This is a genomic window from Nocardia brevicatena NBRC 12119, from assembly GCF_000308495.1.
Taxonomy (GTDB): Bacteria; Actinomycetota; Actinomycetes; order Mycobacteriales; family Mycobacteriaceae; genus Nocardia; species Nocardia brevicatena.
Window position 1 is genome coordinate 1 of the sequence record NZ_BAFU01000034.1, and the last position, 24,003, is coordinate 24,003.

Here is a 24,003-nt window from a genome sequence, read left to right on the forward strand (position 1 = left end):
CCGGCCCGCCCGCCATCTCGGGCCGGCCGCGCGGCGCCGGGCTCGGGCTGTCGATCGTGCGGTCGGTGGCGCACGCGCACGGCGGTCGGGTGGGTGCGGTGGCCCGCCCGGAGGGCGGGCTCACCGTCACGCTGGTCCTGCCGCTCGGCGCTACCGACGGCCGAGATCAGTAGTTGTGGCAGGTATCCGCGATGCGCTGAGCTATATCGCGATACCCCTGCGCCTCGGGCGAATTGCCCCTTTCCTCCATGCGGGCACGGGCCTCCGGGTGGGCGTCGAGGTATTCCTGGGCCCGCTGTTTGCGCTGGTCGATGGGCAGCGCGAGGAATTCCTGCAGCTTCGCCTTTCCTTCCGGATTGGCGTCCAGGATGGCGGCGAGTTCCGGCGCTTCGGCGCGGACGGCGGCGTCGACCTGTGCATAGCTGCAGGTGGTTTCGAGAAGCGCGGCCTCGATCGGCTGTGCCGTGGCGCCGGTCGGAACCAGGAGCGGACCCGCCGCCACCGCACCGAGGACGAGAACCGTTCGCGCGATCCGCGCACGAATGAAGGTCATACTGTGAACCCCTTTCGATATGGATGATCGGATACCCGATCGTCCAGTACCCGTAACTCGTTACGAGCTAACCAATCCGGGCGTTTGGGCGGCGCTAGGAAGGGTGCGGCGGCGCGAAGGCCGTCGGTCTTCAGCCGTCGAGTTCGACCGCCTCCCGATCGGCACGCTCGATCAACGGGGACAGATCGAAGACCGCGTCGTCGATTCCGGCGTGCAGATCGCCGAGGCGGTGGTAGCGTTCGGGCACGGTGGCGATGGTGAAATCGCGCGGGTGTATCTCGGGAATCTCGTCCCAGCGCACCGGCGTGGAGACGGTCGCCTCCGGGGTTCCACGCACCGAGTACGCCGCCGCGATGGTGTGGTCGCGGGCATTCTGGTTGTAGTCCACGAACAGTAGCCGCGGGTCGCGGTCACGCCGCCACCACGCGGTTGTCACATCGTCGGGTGCGCGCCGCTCGATCTCCTCGGCGAAGGCCGCCGCGGCGCGCCGAACATCCCGGAAGCCGTGCTCGGGGGCGATGCGGACATAGATATGTAATCCGTTGCCGCCGGAGGTTTTCGGCCAGCCGACCGCTCCGATCTCGTCCAATACCTCGTGCACCACCCCCGCCACCCGCTGCACCCGCGACCATGGGCAGTCCGGCATCGGGTCCAGATCGATCCGCCATTCGTCCGGGCTCTCGGTATCGTCGCTGCGAGAGTTCCACGGATGGAACTCCACGGTGGACATTTGCACCGCCCACACCACATCCGCCAGTTCACGGACGCAGAGTTCATCGGCGTGCCGGTCGTAGCGCGGAAAGAACACCCGCACCGTGGACACCCAGTCCGGCGCTCCGGCGGGCAGCCGTTTCTGATGGACCTTGTTACCGGCCAGGCCCTTCGGGAATCGGTGCAGCATGCACGGTCGGTCCCGCAGGGCGTTGACGATGCCGTCGCCCACGCTCAGGTAGTACCGCACCAGGTCCAGCTTGGTCGCGCCCGTCTCGGGGAAATACACCCGATCCGGGTGCGTGACACGCACCGTGCGATCGCCGACCTCGAGTTCGATCGCTGCCCCCGTATCGCTGCCCATGGCCCGACCATAGCGGTGCGCGCCGACATCGACCGGGCAACGCTGCGCCGGGTATCACACCCGCGCCAGTTGCTGTTCGACTCGGCGCAGCAGGTCGTGCACGCGGGGATCACGGGCGAGCGCGCTGTCGAGGACGGGATTGATCACGCCGCGCAGCAACGCGTAAGGCTGCCAGGTGGCGGGGGCGATGGTGCGCGGCGCCCGGCGTTCGATTCCGTCCGCGACGACCCGCGCGGCCCGGGCGGGACTTATCCGCACCCGCAGCGGCCAGGGGAGCATCCGGTCCAGGGCGGCGCCGAGATCGTCGCGGTCGAGGGTGTCGTGAGTCATCGCGGTCTCGACGATGCCGAAATACGCGATTCCCGCCGTGGCGTCGAAGGGGGCCAGCTCGATTCGCAGGGCGCGGCCGAGTTGTTCCACCGCGGCCTTGCTGATCATGTAGGGGGAGCCGCCCATACCGGGGGTGAAGGCCGCGCACGAGGACACCACCACGATATGGCCGCGCGCGTCGACGATGTGGTCGAGCGCGGGTCGGACGGTGTTGAACACGCCGGTGAGGTTGATATCGATGACGCGGTCGAAATCGCCGCCGCTCATGGTGCGCAGGGTGGCCGGGCGCGGGACGACACCGGCATTGGCGACGACAATGTCCAGCCGGTCGAAACGCCGCACCGCCGCCTCGACGGCGTGGTCCATCGCGGCGCGATCGGCGACATCGGCGATGACCGCGAGGGTGCGTTCGCCGACCGCGGCGGCCGCCGCCTCCACCCGTTCGGGGTCGATATCGACCAGGACGACCGAGGCCCCCCGTCGGTACAGTTCGGCCGCCAGTTCGCGGCCGATGCCCTGCGCCGCGCCGGTGACCAGCGCGACTCGTCCGGCGACCGGGTAGTCGTCGCGGAAGGGCGTTGTGCTGCGCAGCAGCTCCATCATCGGTTCACCTCGTAGGCTTTCGTGCCGTTGTTCGTCAGGGGGGCCAGTGCTCGAAGCGCTGTAGTAGCGCGGGGATCTGGCAGTGCCCGGAACGGCCCCACCTTTCGGCGATCGCGATCCCGGTCGCCGCGCAGGTGACGAGTGCGATCCGGGCACAACGGAAACGCTAAACTTGAATCACATGATTCACGTTTAATCGCCCGAAGTCAATGCCTTGCCCGGTGCGGCCGATGCGAGGATGAAGCCGTGAATGCACCCAAGCTGTGGCGCGGCCGGACACTGCTCGATCGGTCGGCGGACCGATGTGAGCAGCTGATCGAGGTGGGGTTCGACCTGCTCGGCACAGCCGGCTCGGGCGCCGTGACCATGCGGGCCGTCACGCGACAGGCGAATCTGAGCCCGCGGTACTTCTACGAGAGCTTCGACAGCCGAGAGGCCCTCGTCACCGCCGTCTACGACCGCGTCGAACAGGCATTGCTCGACCGCTTGGGCGCCGTGCGCTACGACCCCGACCCGGCCACCGCGGTCCGCGCGGCGCTGGAGATCTGCGCCGCCTATTTCGAAGAGGATCCCCGCCGGGCCCGGGTTCTGCTCCGGGAACCCCTCACCGACGACACCCTGCGCCGGCACAGCGCACGCCGGACGCCCGCCTTCATCCGGACGGTGGTGCCCAGACTGGGCACCGAGGCCCTGGTATCCAGCAATGACGAAACCCTGGCGATCGTCGGAACCGCACTGGGCGGTGCCCTGATCGCGCTCTATGTGGACTGGGTCGACGGCCGTTTGCCCGTCTCCCGGGACCGGCTCGTCGAGACGGCCGCCGAAATCGTCCTCTCCCTCGCGAAGGTCTGAAGAAGCGGATCCACCCGCCGCCGGGACCATGGAGCGCTACGGCCGAAAGCGATACCACGGCCCTGTCGGCGCTCGGCGCCGTGGTGGTTCGAGGGTCGTGGCCGGCTCCGGCCTACCGAGAGCGTCCACACCGTGTCGGGTTCCGTATCGGCCATATGCGGCCCGCCGTGACCGTTCGGCTCGTACTCGCGTCATGACAACCGGAGAGCGTGACGGGTGGATGGAGTCGGTCGAGCGAGTCCGCGGGCGAGGGGACGGAAACCGCGGCGGAAGGGGAAGCGCCGGGCAACGCCCCCGGTTCGGGGCCGAGCGCGCCGGCCATCGCGAACTGGTTCATCGCGCTGTCGATATCGAACCGCTCCTGATCGCCGAAGACATCCGTCACCACGGTGCGTGTCACGGTACCGACCTCGGCCGCGCACACCATCGTTACCGCGGCCGCGCGCTGTTGTTCGTCGAGTCCGTCCGTCGCGGCGAGGGCGGTGATGATCTCGACGGTCTCGTCCGTGCTCCAGATGCTCGGCAACGCCGCGGTATACCGCGCGGGAACCGTGAACCCGAGCGGATGCCAATGGCCGGCCTCCCACCGGCAACCGAACGAGATCGCGTCCGTGCCCGCCGTCGGACGTGCCCACGGAAGACGGGGCTCGGAATGTGACACCCCGTTCGCCGGACCGGTCGGATGGGGGGTATCCGCCTGCGGAGATGTCCCTACCCGACCCCACAGCATCGCCCGACCGCCGGGCAGCGCGTGTAGGACGGACCCGTCGTGTCCGGCGCCTTCGAACCACGCCATCAGGGGCAGCATTCGCGGTCCGGACCGGGTGCGGGCCGCCGCGAATGCCGCCGAGATCGACGTCCACCGCGCCCACAGTCGAGGAAAGGGGGGCAGGGCGTCGGTATAGGGGTGGATGTGACCGTTCATCGGGCGATTCCTTCGAATCGTGGTCTGTTCCGGTACCGCCGCATCGATGTCCTCGGTCCACGGGAATCAGATCGGCGCGGTGAGTTCCAGTTGGATGCCGTCGGGGTCGAACCGGTTGGTCGCTGCCGCCGCCGGGCGGAGTCCGAGCAGCATTCCGTTCGCCTGGAACACGGCGCCGCCGTAGAGCCGGAACGGGTCGGTGCGTATGTCGGGATCGTCCGGACTGCCGGGGGATTCCGCGGCGACCGGGAAACCGAGTACTTCTTCGTAGAAGCGGCGGGACCGTCGAATATCGGTGACCGTCAACCGGACATGGCGGGCTCCGGAGGTCGGGATCAGGGGCATCGAGGCTCCAGTGAGATCAGAAGTGCGATCGCGCGGACCGTGTTCGTGGCGGTCCGGCGGGGATGAGAAGACGGTAGGGCCGGCTCGGCTCGAAGCAAAGTGTCGGATACGACATATTCGGTACTGTTCCCGACATGGATGTCGTGGTGTTCGCCATGGACGATGTCGCCGATTTCGGGCTGGCCGCCGTGCTGGAGACCTTCGCCCTGGCCAACTCCCTCCGGGAGACACTGACGACACCACCGCCGCCCTGGCGGGTGCACACCGTATCGACCGGTACCAGCGTCCGGTCGGGTAACGGCTACACGATTCCCACCATCCCCCTGACCGGTGGAACGGACGGGGACGCGGAGCTCACCGACCTCGGTGTGCTGATCGTGCCCGCGATCAACGTGCTCGACGCGGAAACGCTCATACAGCGCGTATCGGCGCTCGAGAACAGTCCACTCCTGGAGCGGATCGGCCGGGCCCACGCCCGCGGAGTCCATGTGGCGGGCGCGTGCACGGGCACCTTCTTCCTGGCCGAAGCCGGCGTGCTCGACGGACACTCCGCGACGACCAGTTGGTGGCTCGGCCCCGCCTTCCGGAAACGTTATCCGGCGGTCATGCTGAACGAGGGCCTGACCCTGTGTCGCGGCACGACGGTGTCCACCGCCGGTGCCTCACTGTCCCATGTGGATCTGGCCCTGTCGCTCGTCCATACGGTGAGCCCGGCGCTGGCCGAGAAAGCCGCACGGTATCTGGTGGTAGGCACCGGTCGGACCCAGGCGGGCCATATAGTGCCGGACGTGATGGCCCGGGGCAATTCGCTGATCGCCGCCTTCGAACGCTGGATTCGTCAACACCTCGGCGAACAGCTCCGTATCTCGAGCGCCGCCCGCGAGCTCGGCGTGACCGAACGCAGCCTACAACGTGCGACACAGTCGGAACTCGGTATGTCCCCCCGCGATTTCGTCAACGATATCCGCCTCGAACACGCCGCGTTCCTGCTGCGCACCACCTCCCTCTCGCTCCAGGCGGTAGCCGCCAGGGTCGGCTACCTCAATCCGGGTACCCTGCGCAGCCTGGTACGCCGCCGCCGCGGCATGACCATCGCCCAGTTGCGTGCGACACCATTGCCATGGTGAGTGCGGTCGACAAGGGTCGTGATCACGGGCGAACAGCTCGATAGCCACTCACGCATGAACTGCCGATGCCGTGTGGCCGTGCGATCCGCCTCGGTTTCCGCGACCACCGTTTCCCGCGGCGCCGGCACGCCGCAGGTGGTCGATCTACCGCCGCCGGGACACGGTCAACGGCACGGCATCATCCTTACGACACGTTCAATGGTGGGGACTTGGGGAAGACGACCGGCAGCGCCGCCAGCGCTCGGTGGAACGGCCCCGGCCGCCAGGTCAATTCCTCGACCGGGACAGCCAGCCGCATCTCGGGTAGCGCATCGAGCAACTGGTCGATGGCGTCTTCGGCAATCAGTGACGCCAACCGCGTCGCGGGGCACGCGTGCGGCCCGATGCTCCACGCCAGATGCGAACGATTGCCGAGGAATGCGCCGGAGATCGCAGGGTCGTTGTTGCAGGCGGACAAGCTGATGAGGACCGGCTGGTGCGCAGGCAGCCAGGTGTCACCGATCAGGATCGGCTGTCGCGGGTAGGTGGTGGCGAAGTTCGCTACAGGTGGATCGGTGAACAAGACTTCATCGATCGCGTCGTGTGTCGACAGGCTGCCACCGAGCACATCGCCTGCGAATCGGTCGTCGGTAAGAATCAGCAGCAACGTGTTGAGGATCAGGTTCTGCTGCGGTTCCAGTGCCGCACCGTAGAGGCTGATGATGTTCGCCAGGGTCTCTTCTTCATCGAGATCGGCGGAGTGTTGCACCATTCGTGTGACGATGTCGTCGCCGGGCTCGGTTCGTTTGCACGCGATCAGCTCCAGGAGTGCTTCGCTGAGCATCGACATACCCAGACCGGCGTTGTCGTCGACGGAGTTGAACAGGTGCGCCATGCCGGTCGCGACCCGGAGGCCCAGTTCGGGTGGGCAACCCAACATGTCGTTGAGGCCCGCGAAGACCAGGGGGAACGCGTACTGGCTCAACAAGTCGGCCTCGCCCGCCTCGCAGAAGGTATTGATCAGCGGGATGGCTATCCGCTCCACAGCGGCGTGCCGACCGTACAAGTTCACTCCATCGATCGCCGCGACGTTGACTTGCCGGTACCTGGCATGCGCTACGCCCGAGTTGCGCAGCGGCCCTGGATACCACCTCATCAACGGCTTGACCGGGCAGCTGTCGGGAATCTTCTCCTGCCAGACCCGGGGATCGGCCGGGAAGTGTTCTGGATCGTTGAGGATCCGTACCGCCTCGCGGTATCCGATCACCAAGGTGGCGGGCACTCCCGGTGCTAGTTCCACCGGCACAAAAGAACCGAAACGTCGGCGCATCTCGCAATAGGTGCCATGCGGATCCGCAGCGTACTCGGGTGTGTACAACGCTATGAGCGAGCCGTCGAAGGCGGCCGACGAGCCAGTGGGAGTGGTCAAATTCGTGACTCCTGATGCGCGTGAAACAGGAACTCGACAACATTGTTCGCCGCTTCGAGCATCCCCTGGCGCACTGGACGAGTAAGTCCGAAGTCCCGGTGATGCCCGGACATGGGCGGAGGGCGCCTATGACCATTGTGTGACAAAAGGTCTGGATGCACTCCTGACGCACTGTACGTGAAGATCGATGACGAGTTGCCTGGTTCTCGATGGACTGGTCGGCCGCCGATGTCGACCGATTCGGAGCTGGTGTGCTCGGCGGTCCCGCTGGGGCGAGCCGCTGCTGAAGAAGTTGCGCCGGTGCGTGTTTCAGGCGGCGTCGAGGGCTCGACACCCGCGCCGACGCGACGCCGTGCACGAGCAGAACCCGCTGGTCGCCCTCATCGATGGGTAATCAACAGTCGATGAGTTCCTGTTGGCTCGGACGGCCGTTGTGGGAGATGCAGCCCGAAGAACCCTACGGGCTCGATGGCATTGACCTGCCGGTGCAGGGCGGGGACGGCGGTGCGAGAAGCAACGATCGGCATACAGCCGATCACGCCGCAAACCGGACCTCGACGTCCGGCGCGCCGATCGGTCTCATCGGCCGTACTCTGCTGCCCCGCAACAGATCCCAGCGAATCGGCCGACGCCGGCCACTATGCCGTATGCGTTGTTCTCCGTCGGTTACTGCCCGCGGTTACGACCGGGACACGACGTGGATCCCGTGGCGGGCTCCCGTTCAGCGCGGGGACGTGGTGAGGTAGTCGTGCCCTCCGACGTGGAAGGTGTGCCCGCTGGGCACGGGGGCGTCGATTGCCTCGACGATGGCGTCGGCGAAGTGATCGATGGTGGGTAGGGGACCGTGGGTGCGCCGGGCGGCGACCGCGTCGGGGTCGCGGCGTTCGAGTAGGCGGATGATGATCGTGCCGTCGATCATATCGCCGGAAACGACGACGAAACCGATACCACAGGCGGTGAATTCGGGAATGAGGGCGCGCAGGGCGTCCTCGCCGGCTCGTTTGCTCGCCGCGATCGGCTCGTAGCCGTCCGGCAACGGCCTGCCCTGATCGTGGAAGTGTGCCTGATGGCTGGTGACGAATACGATCCGACCACCGGCCGGCATGAGTGGCAGGGCCAGGGTGGCCGGCCGGACCTGGGCGTCGCGGTTGAGTCGCAGAGCGTAGCCGGGATCGGCGCCGCGTTCCAGTCCGCCCGAGGCGTTGAGTACGACCGCGTCCAGGCGGCCGAACCGGGTGTCGATGTGATCGATCATCTCCGCGACCGCGGTGTCGTCGGACAGGTCCGCGCCGATGGCCGAGGCGCTGCCGCCCGCGGAGCGGATGGCGTCGACCACGGCCTGCGCCCGCTTGCTCTTTCGCGGTAGTTGACCAGGACATGGACGTCCGTGGTGGCCAGTCGCCGGGCTGTGGCCGCTCCTATTCCGCGTGCGGCGCCTGTCACCAGCACGACTCGTCGCGGTATCGAGTCCGATCGGTCCATAGAGTGTCTCCTCACCGTTCCCACATGCTTCTGATTCAGAAGCAACTATCGTGGTTCGAAATGAGAAGCGCAAATGGTTCGGGTCGTGCGAAGCCTGCCGACGATCCCGGCGAAGGCCGGATACCGGCGGCGATCGACCTACTGGGTCAGCGGTGGACGCTGCGAGTCGTATGGGAACTCGAACCGGGTCCACTGGGGTTTCTGGAATTGCGCCGCAGGATGGGCAACTGCTCCTCGAGCATGTTGTCCAACCGGCTCCAGCAATTGCAGGCGGCCGGCCTGGTGGAAAAGCACGGCCCGAAGGGTGCCTATGAACTCACCGTCGCCGGAGCGCGGCTCGGCGAAGCCCTGCAACCCCTCTGGGATTGGTCCGAGTCGTGGGAAGGCGCCGCCCCCGACAGCTCGACCGGAGGGCTCTGAAACGGTATCGGTGAACCGACACCGGTGCTTCGAGCACGGTGGGTGGAAGGCGCGGAAGCGATGCGTCGGAGCTAGCCGGGAGGCTCCTCGCGGGAAGGGGCGCGTCGAGTCGCTCCCGGGTCCGTGCCACGGGTCAGCACGGCGAACACCTCACTCAGCACCGGCAGCAATTCATCGACCGGTGTCTCGGACAGGGAAGGGAGTTCGAGGAGCTCCCGACCCAGTCGCACACCGAGCATCAACGCCGTAGCGATCGCGGCTCGTACCAGCGCGTCCGGGGTCTCGAGCGTGAACGCGATCTGCTGGTTCTGCCGTTCGAGGATCTCCCTGGCCTGCCTGGTCGCGTCCGGATGGGTGAGCATCGAGCGCAGCATGGCCATCGGTTCCTGCTCCGACTCGGTCAGCTTGAGCCGCATGGTTTCGGTGAGGAAGGCGGCCAACTCGGCCGGATCGCCCCGGAATTCCGGTTCCGGCGCGGCGCGCACCGAGGCGGTGAACAGCCCCTGTTTGGAGCCGAAGTACTGCATCACCAGGGCCGGATCGACTCCGGCCGCCGCGGCGACCGCGCGCACGGTTGTCCGTTCGAAACCTTCGCGGGCGAAGAGCTCCCGGGCGCAGCGCAGGATGCGCTGTTCGGTCGCTGCGCGTTGTTCGGCGCGGGTCGGGGACACGGCTCCACTCTACAACCGTTGAGCGAATCGATATTTCGCTCTACGCTTGTTGAGCCACGATTCGCCGATCCAAGGAGCTCCCATGACCGGCACCCCGCTGACCCCGCGCGGGCTGCTCACCGCGTTCCAGCAGGCCATGGTCGCCTTCGACCCGGACGCGCTGGCGGATCTGTTCGCCGCGGACGCGGTCTACGAATTCCCCTTTCTGGCTCCCCAACGGGGAACGTCGCACTACCACGGCCGCGACGAGATCCGCGCCGGCTTCCGCGGAGTGTGGGGTGGTGTTTCCCCATCGCCCAAACTGCGGTTCATCGATATCCGAGTGCACGACACCGCCGACCCGGAAGTGGTGATCGCCGAACACGAGTTCGAAGCGTCGAATCCGGCGGGTGAGACCTTCCGGTCGGGCTTCCTGCTGGTGCTCACCGCACGGTCCGGGCGGATCGTCCAGCTGCGCGACTACGCGGATGTGCTGCGGGTGAGCCGCGGTCTCCACCGGCTTCCCGAGCTGTTCGCGGCGTTGCGCGAGACCGCCCCCGCGTACGCCCTGTCCGAGGTGGCGCCGCGGGCCTCGCACGCCTTGGATGTCTACCGCACCCGTGCCGCCGATTCGATTCGCAAATACGGTGGCCGCTATCTGGTCCGCGGCGCGGATGTCGACGTCGTCGAAGGTGCGTGGGCCGACGATGCCACTGTTGTGCTCGTCGAGTTCCCCTCGGCGGAGCGGTTGCGCGAGTGGTACGCCTCCCCCGAGTACGCCGAGGCGCTACAGGTGCGCGACGAGGCACTGAGCCGACGCCTGCTCTTCCTCGACGCGGCGCCCGATGCGGAATGACTTCGCGGTGGGATGCCTCACATCCGCGCTGTAGTCCTATATGGGCAGGTTAGCGGAGGGTAGTGCGGGGTAGTCGCGGTAGCGGTGCACCATGCGCCCGACCTGATGCCGTTACCGCCGAAAGGATGAGATCCGCATGAGCACACCCGATACCACTACTCTGCAGGCGCAGCTGCGCGCCGTCCTCGATCTGACCAACACCGAGATCCAGATCGCCGAGACCCGGATGGTCCAGGCCAGGACCGAGGCGGTGCGGCGCGAGCTGTCCGAGAACGCCGACAATGCCCGCGCCCGCGCCGCGGCCATCGAGGCCGCCCTGCGCGAACTCGGCGGTGTGCCAGAGCTGGTCGGCCCCTTCCTGGGCCGGGCCGCCGCCGTGGTCAAGGCGATGGTCGAACAGGCCCAGCCGTTCGACGAAGCCCTGCTCGGCGACCTCGCCCTCGAACACCAGCTCCTCAACCGTGCCCGTTATATCAAGGCCCTCGCGACCACTGCCCGGCAACACAATGTCGTGGCACTGGCGGAGCGGTTGATCACCGCGCATTCGGCGACGGTGGACTGGCTGACCACCGTTTTGGCCGAGGACGCCCTCGGCGGGCCGGCCGCGTTGCGTCGCACCCCCCTGCAGGCGGCCGCCGGGACCGCGGTCAAATTGGTCAATCTCCCGGTCACCTGGTCCGCCCGTGGCCTCGACCGGGTGTTGGACACCGTCCGCGCCACCCCGCCCGCGCTCGGCGAGCTGCTCGCCCAGGGGGCGCAGGCGGGCGATGTCGCCGTCAAAACCCTCACAGCCTCCCGTGACGCGGCCCTCCAGACCGCCGAGCAGGTTACCCGCCGTGAGGGCGCCGGTGCCGCCGCCGACGCCCTGCGTTCGATCCGCACCGCAACCGGCGTCCTCGAACCCGACGAGCTGCCCATCGCCGACTACGACGATCTGAACGTCGGCCAGGCCGTCGCCGCGGTCAAGGAACTGACCGAACCCGCCGACGTGCGAGCGGTCGTCGCGTACGAGGAGGCGCACAAGAACCGCAGCGGTGTCGTCTCGGCCGCCCAGACCCGGCTCGCGGCGATCGCCCAAGAAGTCACCGGACTCAGCTGAATACTCTGGCGGGCAGCCGTTTCGCGCATATGACGATCGTGCGCGGACCGCGGCGGTGGGGCCGAAATGGTATGCGCACCCTTTGCGCCGTTTCGAGTCCGCGCCACTACCGGGGCGGACTGCCATCCCCTGGGCCGTCTCTGAGGTGTCGGCTTTCCCTGGGATGGGTGTAAACCGCTGCGAGCCCCTTGAGCCTGCCCACCCGCTCGGCCGGTGCCGGTAGCGCCGGTCGAGTCCCTCCTGTCCTGATGGAGGTCTTGGACGGGAGCGCTCGCGGACAAATGACCCCGGCGATGGTCTGTGACGCAGGTCACTATATCGTCGTGTCACGTTACCCGGTGCCGTCTTGTCCCATGGCCGACCCCAACAGACGACACTACGGGAGAACGCCATGACCACCACCGCGAACCACGAGATCGTCGTACTGGGCGCCGGCTACACCGGCATGTTGGCCACCATCCGCCTGGCCCACCGCACGCGCGGGCAGAACGTGCGCATCACCCTGGTCAACCCCTCGGACCGGTTCACCGAGCGCCTGCGTATGCATCAGATCGCTACCGGCCAAGAACTGGCCGACCACCGTATCCCCCGGCTGCTCGACGGCTCCGGAGTCACCTTCCACCGCGCCGCCGCCACCGCGATCGACCCGCGGGCACGCCGGGTAACCCTCGATGACGGCACCACCCTCGACTACGACACCCTGATCTACGCCCTCGGCAGCATCACGGACACCGCCCGGGTACCCGGCGCCGCGGACCACGCCTGGACCCTCGACGATCCGCGGCGGGCACACACCTTCGCGCGGAGTCTGGCCGAAACGGCAGCGGCCGGGGGTGCTGTCACCGTGGTCGGTGGCGGTCTGACCGGTATCGAGGCGGCCACCGAGATCGCCGAGAGCCATCCCGCGGTGACCGTCACCCTCGTCGCCGACGGTGAACCCGGTGCGATGATGAGGGAGCCTGCCCGGGCGTATCTGAACCGGGCGCTGGACCGGCTCGGCGTAGTCCGGCGGTGCGGAGCCCAGGTGACCAAGGTGCTGCCCGACGCGGTCCGGTTGTCCACCGGGGAACTGGTGCGGTCCGACCTGACGCTGTGGACCGCCGGCATGCGGGCGTCCCGATTGGCAGCCGAGTCCGGGATCACCACCGACGCCAAGGGTTTGATCGTCACCGACACCACCCTGCGCTCGGTGTCGCATCCGGACGTCTACGCGATCGGCGACGCCGCCGCGGTGCGGCAGGCATGGGGAAACCTGCACGGCACCTGCCAAAGCGGTATGCCGACCGCCGCCTATGTCGCCGACGCCGTCGCCCGCCGCCTCCGCGGCGAGTCGGTGAAGCCGTTCCGGTTCGGCTATTTCCATCAGCCGGTGAGCCTGGGCCGCGCCGACGCGGTCATCCAGTTCACCAACGCCGACGACACTCCGAAGCGTTGGTACCTGACAGGCCGGGCGGCGGTGCGCTACAAGGAGGCCGTCAGCAGCAGCCCGATCCCGTTCTTCACGGTGAGCGGGAAGATGAACGTCCCGGTCGCGCTGTCCAAGGGCGGTCGTGCCACTCGGCGGGCCGCTTGATCGGCCGGCCCGTGGTGCTTGCCGGTTCGGTCCACTCCCGGAAAGAGTGAACCCATGCAGGACGACGCCAACGCAACCGAGCCGGCCGGACCGTCCCCCGATGTCCGGCCGGACGGTCCTGTCGACCCCTTCGTCACGCATCGGCGCCTGCTGTTCGGTACCGCCTACCGGATGCTGGGCAGCGTCTCCGACGCCGAGGACGTGCTGCAGGACGCCTGGCTGAAATGGCATGACACCGACCACGACGCGGTCGAGCACCCCAGGGCCTACCTGGTGCGCACGGTGACAAACCTGTCGTTGAACCGGCTCACCTCGGCCCGGGCCACGCGTGAAACCTATGTCGGCCCCTGGCTTCCCGAACCGTTGCTGACCGCGGCCGACACCGCCGAGGAGGCGGAGATGGCCGATAGCGTCTCGACCGCGATGCTGGTCGTCCTGGAAACCTTGACCCCCGTCGAACGTGCGGTGTTCGTGCTGCGCGAGGTGTTCGGCTTCTCACACGCCGAGATCGGTGGTTTCCTCGACCGGCCGGAGGCGGCCGTGCGCCAGATCTCCCATCGGGCCCGCAACCATGTCCGGGCCCGCCGTCCCCGATGCGACACCGATTCGGCGATTCGGCAGGAGATCACGGAGAAATTCCTGGCCGCGGCACACGGTGGGGATGTCAACGCTCTGATGGAACTGCTCGCTCCGGACGTCACCCTGTGGAACGACGGGGGCGGCAAGGTCACCGCCGCACATCGCCCGCTGCACGGACCCGACCATGTCACCCGCTGGCTGCTCGGCGTCATGGCCAAACCCGTGGTGGCCGGGGCGCGGATGGAACCGGCGTCGATCAACGGGGAACTCGGCCTGTTGGTGCTGCTGGGTGATGTGTCGATCGGGGCCATAACCTACGACATCGCCGTCGGACGCATCCGCAACATCCGATTCCAGGTCAACCCCGAAAAGCTCGCCGGGCTGCGGGCCGGCGGAGGCGGCTAGCGATTGTCCGGGATCGGTTGCGCCGGTTTCTCGTTGGGATTTCGGGTCGACCGACCATTGCCGCAGACACCTTCGGCATCGCCGACGAGCACCATTGTGTGAGCCTCGCGCGGATCGGGACGGATCTCGGGGGCAGGGCGGCAATGGCTCGGCGGTTGCCGTGTCGCGGGGACTATTCCCCGGTGGAATCGAACACCCATTGCCGATACCCGGGATGGGCATCGACAACGGGTACCGCGAGCACCTGCGGGGTTTCGTCGGCATGTTCGGCGTTCGCCCGTTCGATGATCGCCGGTACCAATGACCGCCGCGTGTGCAGCACCACCAGGTTTTCGGCGTCGTCGTGGACCCGGCCGTCCCAGCGGTAGATGGAGCGCACCCCCGGGATGATATTTCCGCACGCCGCCAGGCGCGCCTCGACGAGGCGCCGGGTGAACAGGGCGAGCCATTCCGGGTCGCCGGAGGATACGGACACGTCTACGAGTTCGTCGTCGGGCATGGTGTCAAGTTTCCCTCGGCCGCCGATCGGTGTTCACGTGTTTCGACGACAAGGGCCGGGCGAACGAGGCGACAGGGGCCTACCGGAGGTGAGCAGATGACCGATCAGGCAGAACGGCATGCGATACGGGCGTGGCCGGCCGCGTGACCCCGGCGTGGAAGACCGACCCGGCGGACGGTCCTCGGCTCGGTGGTCGGGCTGGTCGTAACACCGATGGCCCTCGGTATAGCGGCGAACAGGGCCGTGGCCGCCCACCCAGTCCGTGTTGGGGGCGGGGTTGCTGTTGCTGGTGGCCGTGCCGGCGGTATCCGCGCCGGGGCGGCAATGGCGGTCGGACCGGTAGGGGCATCGTGCCCTGAATCGTCCAGATCATGTACCCCGAGGACACCTACCGCATGATTCTCGGCATACCGGGCTGCCCACCGACCTGGACCGCACACTGCACGCCTGGCTGTCGGGGGAGTGGTGTTCATGGTCGGTGTACTGCTGTTCGGTGTCGGGCTCACCGCCGCTGTGTGCAGGCGGGAAACGGAGAAGTAGCGGGACGGAACGGATACGCTCCGACCCGCTACCCGGTCAGCCCTTCACGCACAGCACCTGACGCAGGGTCGCCACCACGTCGACCAGGTCGCGCTGGGCGTCGATGACCTCGTCGATGTTCTTGTAGGCGGCCGGGATCTCGTCCACCACCCCGGCGTCCTTGCGGGACTCCACGCCCTCGGTCTGGGCGATCAGATCCGCCACACTGAACTGCCGCTTGGCCGCGTTGCGGCTCATTCGCCGGCCCGCGCCGTGCGAGGCCGACCAGAACGACGCCGGATTACCCTTACCGCGCACCACATAGGAGCGGGTACCCATCGAACCGGGGATGAGCGCGAGCTCGCCCTCACCCGCCCGGACGGCACCCTTGCGGGTGACCAGCATGGGCACCCCGTCGATCAGCTCCTCGGCCACATAGTTGTGGTGACAGCTGATCGGCGCGTCGAACCGGACCTCCCGGGTGGGGAACTCGTCCCGAACCGCCTGACACACCAGCGCCAGCATGACCGCCCGGTTACGGGCCGCGTACTCCTGTGCCCAGGTCAGATCGTGCCGGTAGGCGTCCATTTCCGGGGTGTTCGCCAGGAACACCGCCAGATCGCGGTCGACCAGATTCTGGTTGTGCGGCAGTTTCCGGGCCACCGCTATATGGCGCTCGGCCAGTTCCTTACCGATATTGCGGCTGCCCGAATGCAGCAGCACCCACACCTGGTCGTCCTGGTCCAGGCAGACCTCGATGAAGTGGTTGCCTCCGCCCAGAGTGCCCATCTGCTTGTGCGCCTTGGGCTCGCGCGGCGCCACGTGCTCGTCGAGGTCGTTGAACCCCGACCAGAAACGATCCCACCCTGCGCGCAGGGTCGCCGTGTTCACTCCGGACGGGCGAGCGGCCAGCTTGTCCACCAGGATCGGGTTCTTGTGCGCGGCGAACCCGACCGGCACCGCGCCCTCGATCCGGGAACGCAGCGAACGCAGACTGTCGGGTAGATCGGCGGCCGTCAGGTCGGTGCGGACGCTTTCCATACCGCAGCCGATATCCACGCCGACCGCGGCGGGCGCGACAGCGTTGCGCATGGCGATCACCGAGCCGACCGTGGCACCCTTGCCGAGGTGCACGTCCGGCATGACACGGACACCGTGCACCCATTCCAGTCGCGAGATATTCCGCAGCTGTTGCAGCGCGGTCGGTTCGATATCGCGCTCATGGGCCCACATCAACGTCCGTGCCCGGGTACCGGACAGCTCGACGGGAAACATTGTTTCGATCCTTCCGATTTCGCGGCGAGTGGATGCTCGTCCGCAATATCCACGGTAGGCAGTGCGGCATGGATCGGCATTCGAATTTCGCCCCGTCACCACGAACGCCGCCGTTCATCGCGTTGTCGAATCAGGTGAGCGCCACCTCGTGCCGGGGACCGGTTTCCTCGGCCATCCACAAGCGGCACAGCGGCGCCGCGATCACGGCCGTCCGGTCATGGCTTGCCGGTGCGATCCACGAGCTCGGAGTTTCGGGGATGTCCCCGCACATCCCAGGTCTCGAGTACGTTGCCGGAAAGGCCGCTACGGTGCCGCCGGCCGGTGAGCGGGAGTGCTGTCGGAGCGCTCGACGGCCGCCGCGATCTCGGCCCGGTCCGGCAGGGAGGCGCTCGCGCCGAGCCGGGTGGTGGCGAGCGCACCCGCGGCACCCGCCAGGCGCAGAGCCGCGGCCGGACCGTCCGGCCAGGAGACGGCCAGGGTCCCGGTGAAGGCGTCCCCTGCGCCGGTGGTGTCGACCACGTCGACCGGTATACCGGGAACGGCCAGCTCGGTACCGTCCGGTCCGCGGTAGCGGGCACCATCCGCGCCGAGAGTGACCACGAGATGCGGTACCGAGGCGAGCGCCGCGTCCAGCCGGTCCGCCTCACCCGAGTTCACCACCGCCACGTCGATATGAGCCCACAGGTCAGGCGAAAGGTCTTGTACCGGAGAGGGATTCAGTATCACGATGGTGCCGTGGGCTCGGGCGTGGCGGGCGGCGGCGGTCACCGTCGGCACCGGGATCTCCAGTTGACACAGCAGTACGTCGGCGGCAGCGATCACGGACAGGTCGTCCTCGGTGAGTTCGGTCATCCGGGCGTTGGCCCCGCCCACGACGACGATGGTGTTCTCGCCGCCGTCGTCGACCACGATCGACGCGACCCCGCTCGGCCCGTCGACGGTGCGCAGCCGTGCCGTGCCCACCCCGGATTCCGCGAGTGTGCCGCGCAATTGCGCCGCGAACATATCGGTGCCGACGGCGCCGAGGAACTCCACCCGACCGCCCGCCCGGCTCGCCGCGATGGCCTGATTGGCCCCCTTCCCGCCGGGAACCGTGGTGAACCCACTGCCGAGTACGGTCTCCCCGGGTTCGGGACGCCGGTCGGTGGTTGTCACCAAGTCCATGTTGACGCTGCCGAGGACGGCGATCAGGGGTGCGGTCACCCGAAAAAACGTAGCGCGAATACACGGAATCGACTCGAATACGCCTACACGGCGCCGAAAGGAGTTCGAATCGTATGCCGGAGAAGAAGCTGTGGGAACTCAGGCTCGGCATGATCGCCACGGAAGCCGAGGCGCGGCGGCTCGAGGAACGGATCGCTCGTCTGCTGTGCCCCGATCCGGACCATGCACCGCCCTGCCCCGTCCCATGGTCCATCGCACTGTGCCCCGAAGAGGACATGCGGTCCGTCGAACAGGAGATGTACCGGGATATCAGGGAGCAGTATCGGATCGAGTCGGCGCACCGGAACGACGCACGAGAACAATGAGGGTCGGGTGATGAGGGCCGGCGGCGACAGGCCGGGCGGACAAGGTCCGACAGTGGTGAAGGCCCGGTTCGCAAGGTGCGTAGGCTATACCCCATGACCGTAGAAACAACGGCCGAGTCCGATGTGCGCGAAGCGGTCCACGATGCCGCGCGCAAGGCCCGGGTCGCCGCGCGGGTACTCGCACAGGCGACCACCGCCGAGAAGAACGAAGCCCTGCACGCCGCCGCGGACGCGCTCCTGGCCGCCGCCGACACCGTTCTGGCCGCCAACGGTGAGGACCTGGTGGCCGCGAGGGCCGCCGGCACCGCGGAATCGCTGCTGGACCGGCTGCGGCTCACCAAGGACCGGATCGACGGGATCGCGTCGGGGCTGCGGCAGGTGGCGGGGCTGCCCGACCCGGTCGGGGATGTGGTGCGCGGGTCGACGCTGCCGAACGGGCTGGAGATCCGTCAGGTGCGGGTGCCGCTCGGGGTGGTGGGCATGGTGTACGAGGCCCGGCCCAATGTGACCGTCGACGCGTTCGGGCTGGCGCTCAAGTCCGGTAACGCCGCGCTGCTGCGAGGGTCCTCGTCGGCGGCCCGGTCGAACGCGGCGCTGGTCGCGGTATTGCGCGACGCGCTTGCCGCGCAGGGGCTTCCGGCCGACGCGGTGCAGCTGCTGCCCAGCGAGGACCGGGCCGGCGTTACCCATCTGATCCAGGCGCGCGGCCTGGTGGACGTGGTGATTCCGCGGGGTGGCGCGGGACTGATCAATGCCGTGGTGCGCGACGCCCAGGTGCCGACCATCGAGACCGGCACCGGCAACTGCCACGTCTACGTGCACGCCGCCGCCGACCTGGATATGGCCGAGCAGATCCTGATCAACGCCAAGACCCGGCGGCCCAGCGTGTGCAACGCCGCCGAAACCGTGCTGATCGACTCGGCCATCGCCGATACCGCGCTGCCGCGGCTGACCCAGGCGCTCACCGACAAGGGCATCACCCTGCACGGCGATCTGCCCGGTATGGTCCCTGCCACCGACGCCGACTGGGGTGAGGAGTACCTGACCCTCGATATCGCGGTGAAGGTCGTCGACGGCCTGGACGCCGCGGTGGACCACATCAACACCTGGGGCACCGGTCACACCGAGGCCATCGTCACCGGTGATCTGGCCGCGGCGCGGGCGTTCACCGGCCGCGTGGACGCCGCCGCCGTGATGGTGAACGCCTCCACCGCCTTTACCGACGGCGAGCAGTTCGGGTTCGGCGCCGAGATCGGGATCTCCACCCAGAAACTGCACGCCCGCGGCCCGATGGGGCTGCCGGAACTCACCACCACCAAGTGGGTGGTGTGGGGCGAGGGGCAGGTCCGGCCCGTCTGATTCGAACCCGATCCCTGTAGCGTGGGGATCAGAGTTCGACGGAAGGACGGCCGATGGATCCTGCGAGTCCGATTGTCCCGCCGGTCCAGGAGCCGATCTTCGCATCGGTCGACGAGGTGATCGAGCGTCTCGCCGAGACCGGCTATCTGGCCGACAAGGCCACCGCGACGTCGGTGTTCCTGGCCGACCGGCTGGGCAAGCCGCTGCTCGTCGAGGGTCCGGCCGGGGTCGGGAAAACCGAGCTGGCGCGGGCCGTGGCGCAGACCGCGGGCGCGGACCTGGTGCGGTTGCAGTGCTATGAGGGCGTCGACGAGGCGCGGGCACTGTACGAGTGGAACCACGCCAAACAGATTCTGCGCATCCAGGCCGCCAACGAGAACGATTGGGCCGAGACGAAGGCCGACGTGTTCACCGAGGAATTCCTGCTGTCGCGGCCACTGCTCACCGCCATCCGGCGTACCGGGCCGACAGTGCTGCTGGTCGACGAGACCGACAAGGCCGATGTCGAGATCGAGGGCCTGCTGTTGGAGGTGCTCAGCGATTTCGCGGTGACCGTGCCGGAGCTCGGCACCATCACCGCCACCCGCCGGCCGTTCGTGGTCCTCACCTCGAACGCCACCCGAGAGCTGTCGGAGGCGCTCAAACGGCGCTGTCTGTACCTGCACCTGGACTTCCCGGACGAGGAACTGGAACGCCGGATCCTGGCGAGCCGGGTCCCGGAGCTGCCCCAGGCCGTCGCCGCCCAGCTGGTGCGGATCGTGCACGTACTGCGCGGAATGCAGTTGAAGAAACTGCCCTCGGTGGCCGAGTCCATCGACTGGGGCCGCACCCTGCTCGCGCTCGGACATACCGATCTGGACGACGCCACCGTGCGCGCCACCCTGGGGGTGGTGCTCAAACATCGAAGCGACCATCAGCGTGCACTGGCCGAGCTCAAACCGGCGTGACGCCGTGAACGCACAACCGGCCGCGGGCGAGGGTTCGCCACTGCACGCGCCACACGGACTGTCCGGACATCTGGTCGGATTCGTGGAGGCGCTGCGGGCACGCGGTATCCCGGTGGGACCGTCGGAGACGGTCGACGCCGGGCGGGTGCTGTCGGTGCTCGACCTCCTGGACCGGGAGGTGATGCGCGAGGGTCTGGCGTGCGCGCTGCTGCGCAGAACCACCCATCGCGCTACTTTCGACGGACTGTTCGATCTGTGGTTCCCGGTGGCGATCGGCGTCCGGGACGCGGAGGCCGACGAGGTCGAGGTGCCGCGCCGAGCCGATGGCGAAGTGGATATTCCCGCCCTACGTCGGATGCTGGCCGAGTTGCTCGCCGAGGAGGGCTCCACCGGCCGGTTGGCGGCGCTGGCCGGGCAGATGGTCGAGCAGATGGGGCAGTACCAATCGGCCCGTGGACCGTCGTTCTCGGCGTATCAGACGCTTGAGGAAGTACAGCTGCAGACCCTGCTGGTGCAGGTGCTGGCCGGTATGAGCGGGCCGGGTGCGAGCGATTTCGACACCGAGGTGGCGCGGCGGGCCGCCCGCGCCCGGATCGAGCGGTTCCGCGCCACCGTGGAGGCCGAGACCCGCCGGCGGATGGCCGAACGGATCGGCCGGGAGAAGGTCGCGAGCTACGGGGTGGCCAAACAGGCCGAGGAGGTCGATTTCCTGCGCGCCTCCCCGGCGGAACTGGCCGAACTGCGGCGCAGCACCCAGCGGCTGGCCCGGGTTCTCGCCTCCCGGCTCGCCGCCCGCCGACGCCGCGCCCGGCGGGGCGAGATCGACCTGCGGCGCACCCTGCGCGCATCAATGTCCACCGGCGGGGTGCCGATCGACCTGGTGCACCGCAAACCGCGGCCCGGCCGCCCCGAACTGGTGCTGCTGTGTGATGTGTCCGGTTCCGTCGCCGGGTTCAGCAACTTCACCCTGCTGCTGGTGAGCGCGCTGCGGGAGCAGTTCTCCCGGGTGCGCATCTTCGCCTTCGTGGACCGTGCCGACGAGGTCACCCGGTTCTTCGACCCGCACACTCAGCTGGACGAGGCCATGCAGAAGATCTTCGCCGAGGCCGATATCGTCGGCTACGACGGGCACTCCGACTACGGCAGCGCCTTCGCCGGTTTCGCCCGCGATTTTCCCGACGCCGTCACCGGCCGCAGTTCGCTGCTCGTCCTCGGCGATGCCCGCACCAACTATCGCGATCCGGAGTCGAACACCCTGCGTGATCTGGTCGCCACCGCCAAACACGCACACTGGCTCAACCCGGAACCGCGCGCCCAGTGGGGGTCGGGGGACTCGGCGGCGCAGCGCTATCGGCAGGTCATCGAGATGCACGAATGCCGGTCGGCCGCCCAGTTGACAGCGGTGGTCTCCCGACTGCTTCCGGTTTGAGCCGCCGGCTCACCCGATAAGCTCGATTGCTATGCACACGACAGGCCAGGGCGGACGCAAACTGGGGGTGATGGGCGGTACCTTCGATCCCATCCACCACGGTCACCTGGTCGCCGCCAGTGAGGTCGCGCACCGGTTCGAACTCGACGAAGTGATCTTCGTCCCCACCGGACAGCCGTGGCAGAAGGCGGGCCGGCAGGTCAGCCCCGCCGAGGACCGTTATCTGATGACGGTGATCGCGACCGCGTCCAATCCGCGATTCTCGGTGAGCCGCGCCGATATCGACCGCGGCAAGGTCACCTACACGGTCGATACGTTGCGCGATCTGCGCACCCACTATCCGGGCGCCGAGCTGTACTTCATCACCGGAGCGGACGCGCTGGCGAATATCCTCACATGGCAGGATTGGGCGGAACTGTTCGATCTGGCGAAATTCGTCGGTGTGAGCCGGCCGGGGTACGAGCTGAACATCGATCATCTGGAGGAACATCTGCGCGATTTCCCCGATGACGCGGTGACCATGGTCGAAGTCCCCGCGCTGGCGATCTCGTCCAGTGAATGCCGCCGCCGAGCGGCGGAGAACCGGCCCGTGTGGTACCTGGTGCCCGATGGTGTCGTGCAGTACATAACCAAGCGGCACCTGTATGTGCCGCCTGCAGCGGAGGGTAGTGGAATGAGCGGGTCAGGCCCGGGGGAGGCGCAGCGGCATGAGCACGGAGGGCCCCCGTCCGTTCCCGATCACGGCGGAGTGAGTGAGGTGCACCGATGACAGCGTCGGCGGAAGCAGTGGAGATGGCGCAGGTCGCGGCGCTGGCGGCGGACGAGAAACTGGCTGCCGACGTGGTCGTACTGGACGTCTCCGAACAGTTGGTGGTGACCGACTGTTTCGTCATCGCCTCGGCGCCGAACGAACGCCAGGTGAACGCGATCGTCGACAATGTCGAGGAGAAACTGCGCAACGCCGGGCACCGACCGGTGCGCCGGGAAGGGGCCCGCGAGGGCCGGTGGGTGCTGCTGGACTATGTGGACATGGTGGTGCACATCCAGCACAACGACGAGCGCAATTTCTATGCCCTGGAACGGCTGTGGAAGGACTGCCCCATCGTTCCCGTGGCGGGTATCGGAGCCCCGCCCGCCGATCGTGATTCCGCCGGAGACGCCGAGTGAGCAAGTACGCCGATGTGCGCACCCTGATACTGCTGCGCCACGGACAAACAGAATGGAACGCCGACGATCGGATGCAGGGGCAGATCGATACCGATCTCACCGATCTGGGCCGCCGTCAGGCGAAAGAGGCCGCGCGGGAACTGGTGTCGCGCAAGGTGATCGGCATAGTCGCCTCCGATCTGAGACGCGCTTACGACACCGCGCTGATCCTGGCCGAGTCCACCTCGCTCGAGGTGGTACGCGATGAACGTTTGCGCGAAACCCACCTGGGGGGGTGGCAGGGTCTGACCAGTCGCGAATTCGACGCCGACCATCCGGGCGCGCGAGTGGCCTGGCGGATGGACGCGAGCTACTCACCGCCCGGCGGGGAGACCAAACTCGAGGTCGGCGCGCGTGCGCTGCCGGTGGTGCGGGAACTGTATGCCGAGCGGCAGGATTGGCCCGGCGCGACTATCATCCTGGTGGCGCACGGCGGGCTGATCGCTGCCCTCACGGCCGCGCTGCTGGATCTGCCGCCACGGAGCTGGCCCGCCCTCGGTGGCTTGGCCAACGCCAGCTGGGTGCAGCTGAGCAGCCACGGTCCGAGTATCGAACAGCCCGGATGGCGCCTCGATGTGTGGAATGCAGCGGCGAAGGTAGCACCCGATGTCCTCTGAAGAACCGATCCGGCAGGTGCCGGACGAACTGTTCCGGAAAGTTTCCGCGAAACCGGAACGAACCCTCCCCGACGCGCTGTTCGGCCCGCCGCCGCGCCCGGCGAGCAGTGAAACCGCCACGGTGGACACTGCCGGCGCGGGAGACGACGGTACAGGGGGGGACGAGCAGGCGGATTCGGACGAGGGTTCCGAGCCAGGCGATGGGGGACGGCACCCGCCCGGGGCCGTGGGGGGTGCGGGGGGTGACACCGGGGGGTCGGTTGTCGACGTTGTGGAGCGTGCCGGCGAGAGTTCGGCCGGCGCAGCTGTTTCCGGGGAGTACGCGGTGGATGTGAGCGCGC

25 protein-coding genes and 1 pseudogene are annotated in these 24,003 nt (G+C 67.9%); 15 read left to right on the forward strand and 11 right to left on the reverse strand.

Features of this window, described 5'->3' with window-relative positions:
• Positions 1 to 14 precede the first annotated feature (14 nt).
• Positions 15 to 173 carry an ATP-binding protein gene (locus tag ON20_RS40470; protein WP_368853921.1) on the forward strand — a complete coding sequence of 53 codons (159 nt, stop codon included), beginning with the start codon at positions 15 to 17 and terminating at the stop codon, positions 171 to 173.
• Here the strand turns inward: ON20_RS40470 and ON20_RS07160 are convergent.
• The 3 genes from ON20_RS07160 to ON20_RS07170 form a co-directional block, all read right to left on the reverse strand.
• On the reverse strand, positions 167 to 553 hold the full coding sequence (locus ON20_RS07160) for a hemophore-related protein (RefSeq protein ID WP_040834178.1): 387 nt from the start codon (positions 551 to 553) through the stop codon (positions 167 to 169). The two genes, ON20_RS40470 and ON20_RS07160, sit on opposite strands and share 7 nt — an antisense overlap.
• A gap of 130 nt (positions 554 to 683) precedes the next feature.
• Positions 684 to 1,628 (reverse strand): non-homologous end-joining DNA ligase, encoded by a 945-nt coding sequence (gene ligD / locus ON20_RS07165; RefSeq protein WP_040834179.1) that lies wholly within the window; start codon positions 1,626 to 1,628, stop codon positions 684 to 686.
• Between the two features lie 54 nt (positions 1,629 to 1,682).
• Complete coding sequence (locus ON20_RS07170; protein ID WP_040834180.1) at positions 1,683 to 2,561, reverse strand: short-chain dehydrogenase/reductase; 879 nt, start codon at positions 2,559 to 2,561, stop codon at positions 1,683 to 1,685.
• A 246-nt stretch (positions 2,562 to 2,807) separates the two neighbouring features.
• On the opposite strand from ON20_RS07170, the gene ON20_RS07175 reads away from it, so the two are divergent.
• Positions 2,808 to 3,413 (forward strand): TetR/AcrR family transcriptional regulator, encoded by a 606-nt coding sequence (locus ON20_RS07175; RefSeq protein ID WP_040834181.1) that lies wholly within the window; start codon positions 2,808 to 2,810, stop codon positions 3,411 to 3,413.
• A 112-nt stretch (positions 3,414 to 3,525) separates the two neighbouring features.
• Here ON20_RS07175 and ON20_RS07180 read toward each other — a convergent pair whose 3' ends face one another.
• A complete protein-coding gene (locus ON20_RS07180; RefSeq protein WP_051161853.1) occupies positions 3,526 to 4,338 on the reverse strand; it encodes a hypothetical protein in 813 nt (270 codons plus the stop codon).
• A 66-nt stretch (positions 4,339 to 4,404) separates the two neighbouring features.
• Positions 4,405 to 4,683 (reverse strand): VOC family protein, encoded by a 279-nt coding sequence (locus tag ON20_RS07185; RefSeq protein ID WP_040834235.1) that lies wholly within the window; start codon positions 4,681 to 4,683, stop codon positions 4,405 to 4,407.
• A 134-nt stretch (positions 4,684 to 4,817) separates the two neighbouring features.
• On the opposite strand from ON20_RS07185, the gene ON20_RS07190 reads away from it, so the two are divergent.
• A complete protein-coding gene (locus tag ON20_RS07190) occupies positions 4,818 to 5,810 on the forward strand; it encodes a GlxA family transcriptional regulator (RefSeq protein WP_040834182.1) in 993 nt (330 codons plus the stop codon).
• 184 nt (positions 5,811 to 5,994) lie between these two features.
• Here the strand turns inward: ON20_RS07190 and ON20_RS07195 are convergent, their stop codons facing one another.
• Positions 5,995 to 7,218 (reverse strand): cytochrome P450 family protein, encoded by a 1,224-nt coding sequence (locus tag ON20_RS07195; RefSeq protein ID WP_051161855.1) that lies wholly within the window; start codon positions 7,216 to 7,218, stop codon positions 5,995 to 5,997.
• Positions 7,219 to 7,939: 721 nt separating this feature from the next.
• A pseudogene (locus ON20_RS07200) lies at positions 7,940 to 8,700 on the reverse strand (SDR family oxidoreductase).
• Between the two features lie 60 nt (positions 8,701 to 8,760).
• Between ON20_RS07200 and ON20_RS07205 the strand changes: the two are divergent.
• The gene (locus ON20_RS07205; RefSeq protein WP_040834237.1) at positions 8,761 to 9,120 is read left to right on the forward strand and encodes a winged helix-turn-helix transcriptional regulator; all 360 of its coding nucleotides are present in this window, start codon (positions 8,761 to 8,763) and stop codon (positions 9,118 to 9,120) included.
• A 71-nt stretch (positions 9,121 to 9,191) separates the two neighbouring features.
• Here ON20_RS07205 and ON20_RS07210 read toward each other — a convergent pair whose 3' ends face one another.
• Positions 9,192 to 9,791, reverse strand: coding sequence for a TetR/AcrR family transcriptional regulator (locus ON20_RS07210; protein ID WP_040834183.1), 600 nt, complete (start codon positions 9,789 to 9,791; stop codon positions 9,192 to 9,194).
• An 82-nt stretch (positions 9,792 to 9,873) separates the two neighbouring features.
• On the opposite strand from ON20_RS07210, the gene ON20_RS34115 reads away from it, so the two are divergent.
• From ON20_RS34115 to ON20_RS07235, 4 genes are all read left to right on the forward strand, one after another.
• Positions 9,874 to 10,626: a DUF1330 domain-containing protein gene (locus tag ON20_RS34115; RefSeq protein WP_083864720.1), complete on the forward strand. Its 753-nt coding sequence runs from the start codon at positions 9,874 to 9,876 to the stop codon at positions 10,624 to 10,626.
• A 136-nt stretch (positions 10,627 to 10,762) separates the two neighbouring features.
• Positions 10,763 to 11,725 (forward strand): DUF8129 domain-containing protein, encoded by a 963-nt coding sequence (locus ON20_RS07225; protein WP_040834184.1) that lies wholly within the window; start codon positions 10,763 to 10,765, stop codon positions 11,723 to 11,725.
• A 391-nt stretch (positions 11,726 to 12,116) separates the two neighbouring features.
• A complete protein-coding gene (locus ON20_RS07230; RefSeq protein ID WP_040834185.1) occupies positions 12,117 to 13,298 on the forward strand; it encodes an NAD(P)/FAD-dependent oxidoreductase in 1,182 nt (393 codons plus the stop codon).
• Positions 13,299 to 13,352: 54 nt separating this feature from the next.
• Positions 13,353 to 14,282, forward strand: a complete 930-nt coding sequence (locus ON20_RS07235) for an RNA polymerase sigma-70 factor (RefSeq protein ID WP_040834186.1) — start codon at positions 13,353 to 13,355, stop codon at positions 14,280 to 14,282.
• 172 nt (positions 14,283 to 14,454) lie between these two features.
• Here the strand turns inward: ON20_RS07235 and cutA are convergent, their stop codons facing one another.
• The 3 genes from cutA to ON20_RS07250 all read right to left on the reverse strand — a co-directional run bounded on the left by cutA (position 14,455) and on the right by ON20_RS07250 (position 17,778).
• Entirely contained in the window at positions 14,455 to 14,781 is a 327-nt protein-coding gene (gene cutA / locus ON20_RS07240; protein WP_040834187.1) for a divalent-cation tolerance protein CutA, read from the reverse strand.
• Positions 14,782 to 15,357: 576 nt separating this feature from the next.
• A complete protein-coding gene (locus ON20_RS07245) occupies positions 15,358 to 16,575 on the reverse strand; it encodes an RtcB family protein (protein ID WP_040834188.1) in 1,218 nt (405 codons plus the stop codon).
• A 303-nt stretch (positions 16,576 to 16,878) separates the two neighbouring features.
• Positions 16,879 to 17,778, reverse strand: a complete 900-nt coding sequence (locus ON20_RS07250; RefSeq protein WP_040834189.1) for a ribokinase — start codon at positions 17,776 to 17,778, stop codon at positions 16,879 to 16,881.
• 74 nt (positions 17,779 to 17,852) lie between these two features.
• Between ON20_RS07250 and ON20_RS07255 the strand changes: the two genes are divergently transcribed.
• From ON20_RS07255 to ON20_RS07285, 7 genes are all read left to right on the forward strand, one after another.
• A complete protein-coding gene (locus ON20_RS07255) occupies positions 17,853 to 18,104 on the forward strand; it encodes a hypothetical protein (RefSeq protein ID WP_040834190.1) in 252 nt (83 codons plus the stop codon).
• A 93-nt stretch (positions 18,105 to 18,197) separates the two neighbouring features.
• On the forward strand, positions 18,198 to 19,463 hold the full coding sequence (locus ON20_RS07260; protein ID WP_040834191.1) for a glutamate-5-semialdehyde dehydrogenase: 1,266 nt from the start codon (positions 18,198 to 18,200) through the stop codon (positions 19,461 to 19,463).
• Positions 19,464 to 19,516: 53 nt separating this feature from the next.
• Positions 19,517 to 20,410 carry an AAA family ATPase gene (locus ON20_RS07265; RefSeq protein WP_040834192.1) on the forward strand — a complete coding sequence of 298 codons (894 nt, stop codon included), beginning with the start codon at positions 19,517 to 19,519 and terminating at the stop codon, positions 20,408 to 20,410.
• Positions 20,411 to 20,414: 4 nt separating this feature from the next.
• Positions 20,415 to 21,839: a vWA domain-containing protein gene (locus ON20_RS07270; RefSeq protein WP_040834240.1), complete on the forward strand. Its 1,425-nt coding sequence runs from the start codon at positions 20,415 to 20,417 to the stop codon at positions 21,837 to 21,839.
• 70 nt (positions 21,840 to 21,909) lie between these two features.
• A complete protein-coding gene (gene nadD / locus ON20_RS07275) occupies positions 21,910 to 22,608 on the forward strand; it encodes a nicotinate-nucleotide adenylyltransferase (RefSeq protein ID WP_083864730.1) in 699 nt (232 codons plus the stop codon).
• Entirely contained in the window at positions 22,605 to 23,006 is a 402-nt protein-coding gene (gene rsfS / locus ON20_RS07280; protein ID WP_040834193.1) for a ribosome silencing factor, read from the forward strand. Before nadD ends, rsfS begins: the two co-directional genes overlap by 4 nt.
• Positions 23,003 to 23,662, forward strand: a complete 660-nt coding sequence (locus ON20_RS07285) for a histidine phosphatase family protein (protein WP_040834194.1) — start codon at positions 23,003 to 23,005, stop codon at positions 23,660 to 23,662. Before rsfS ends, ON20_RS07285 begins: the two co-directional genes overlap by 4 nt.
• Positions 23,663 to 24,003: the final 341 nt, after the last annotated feature.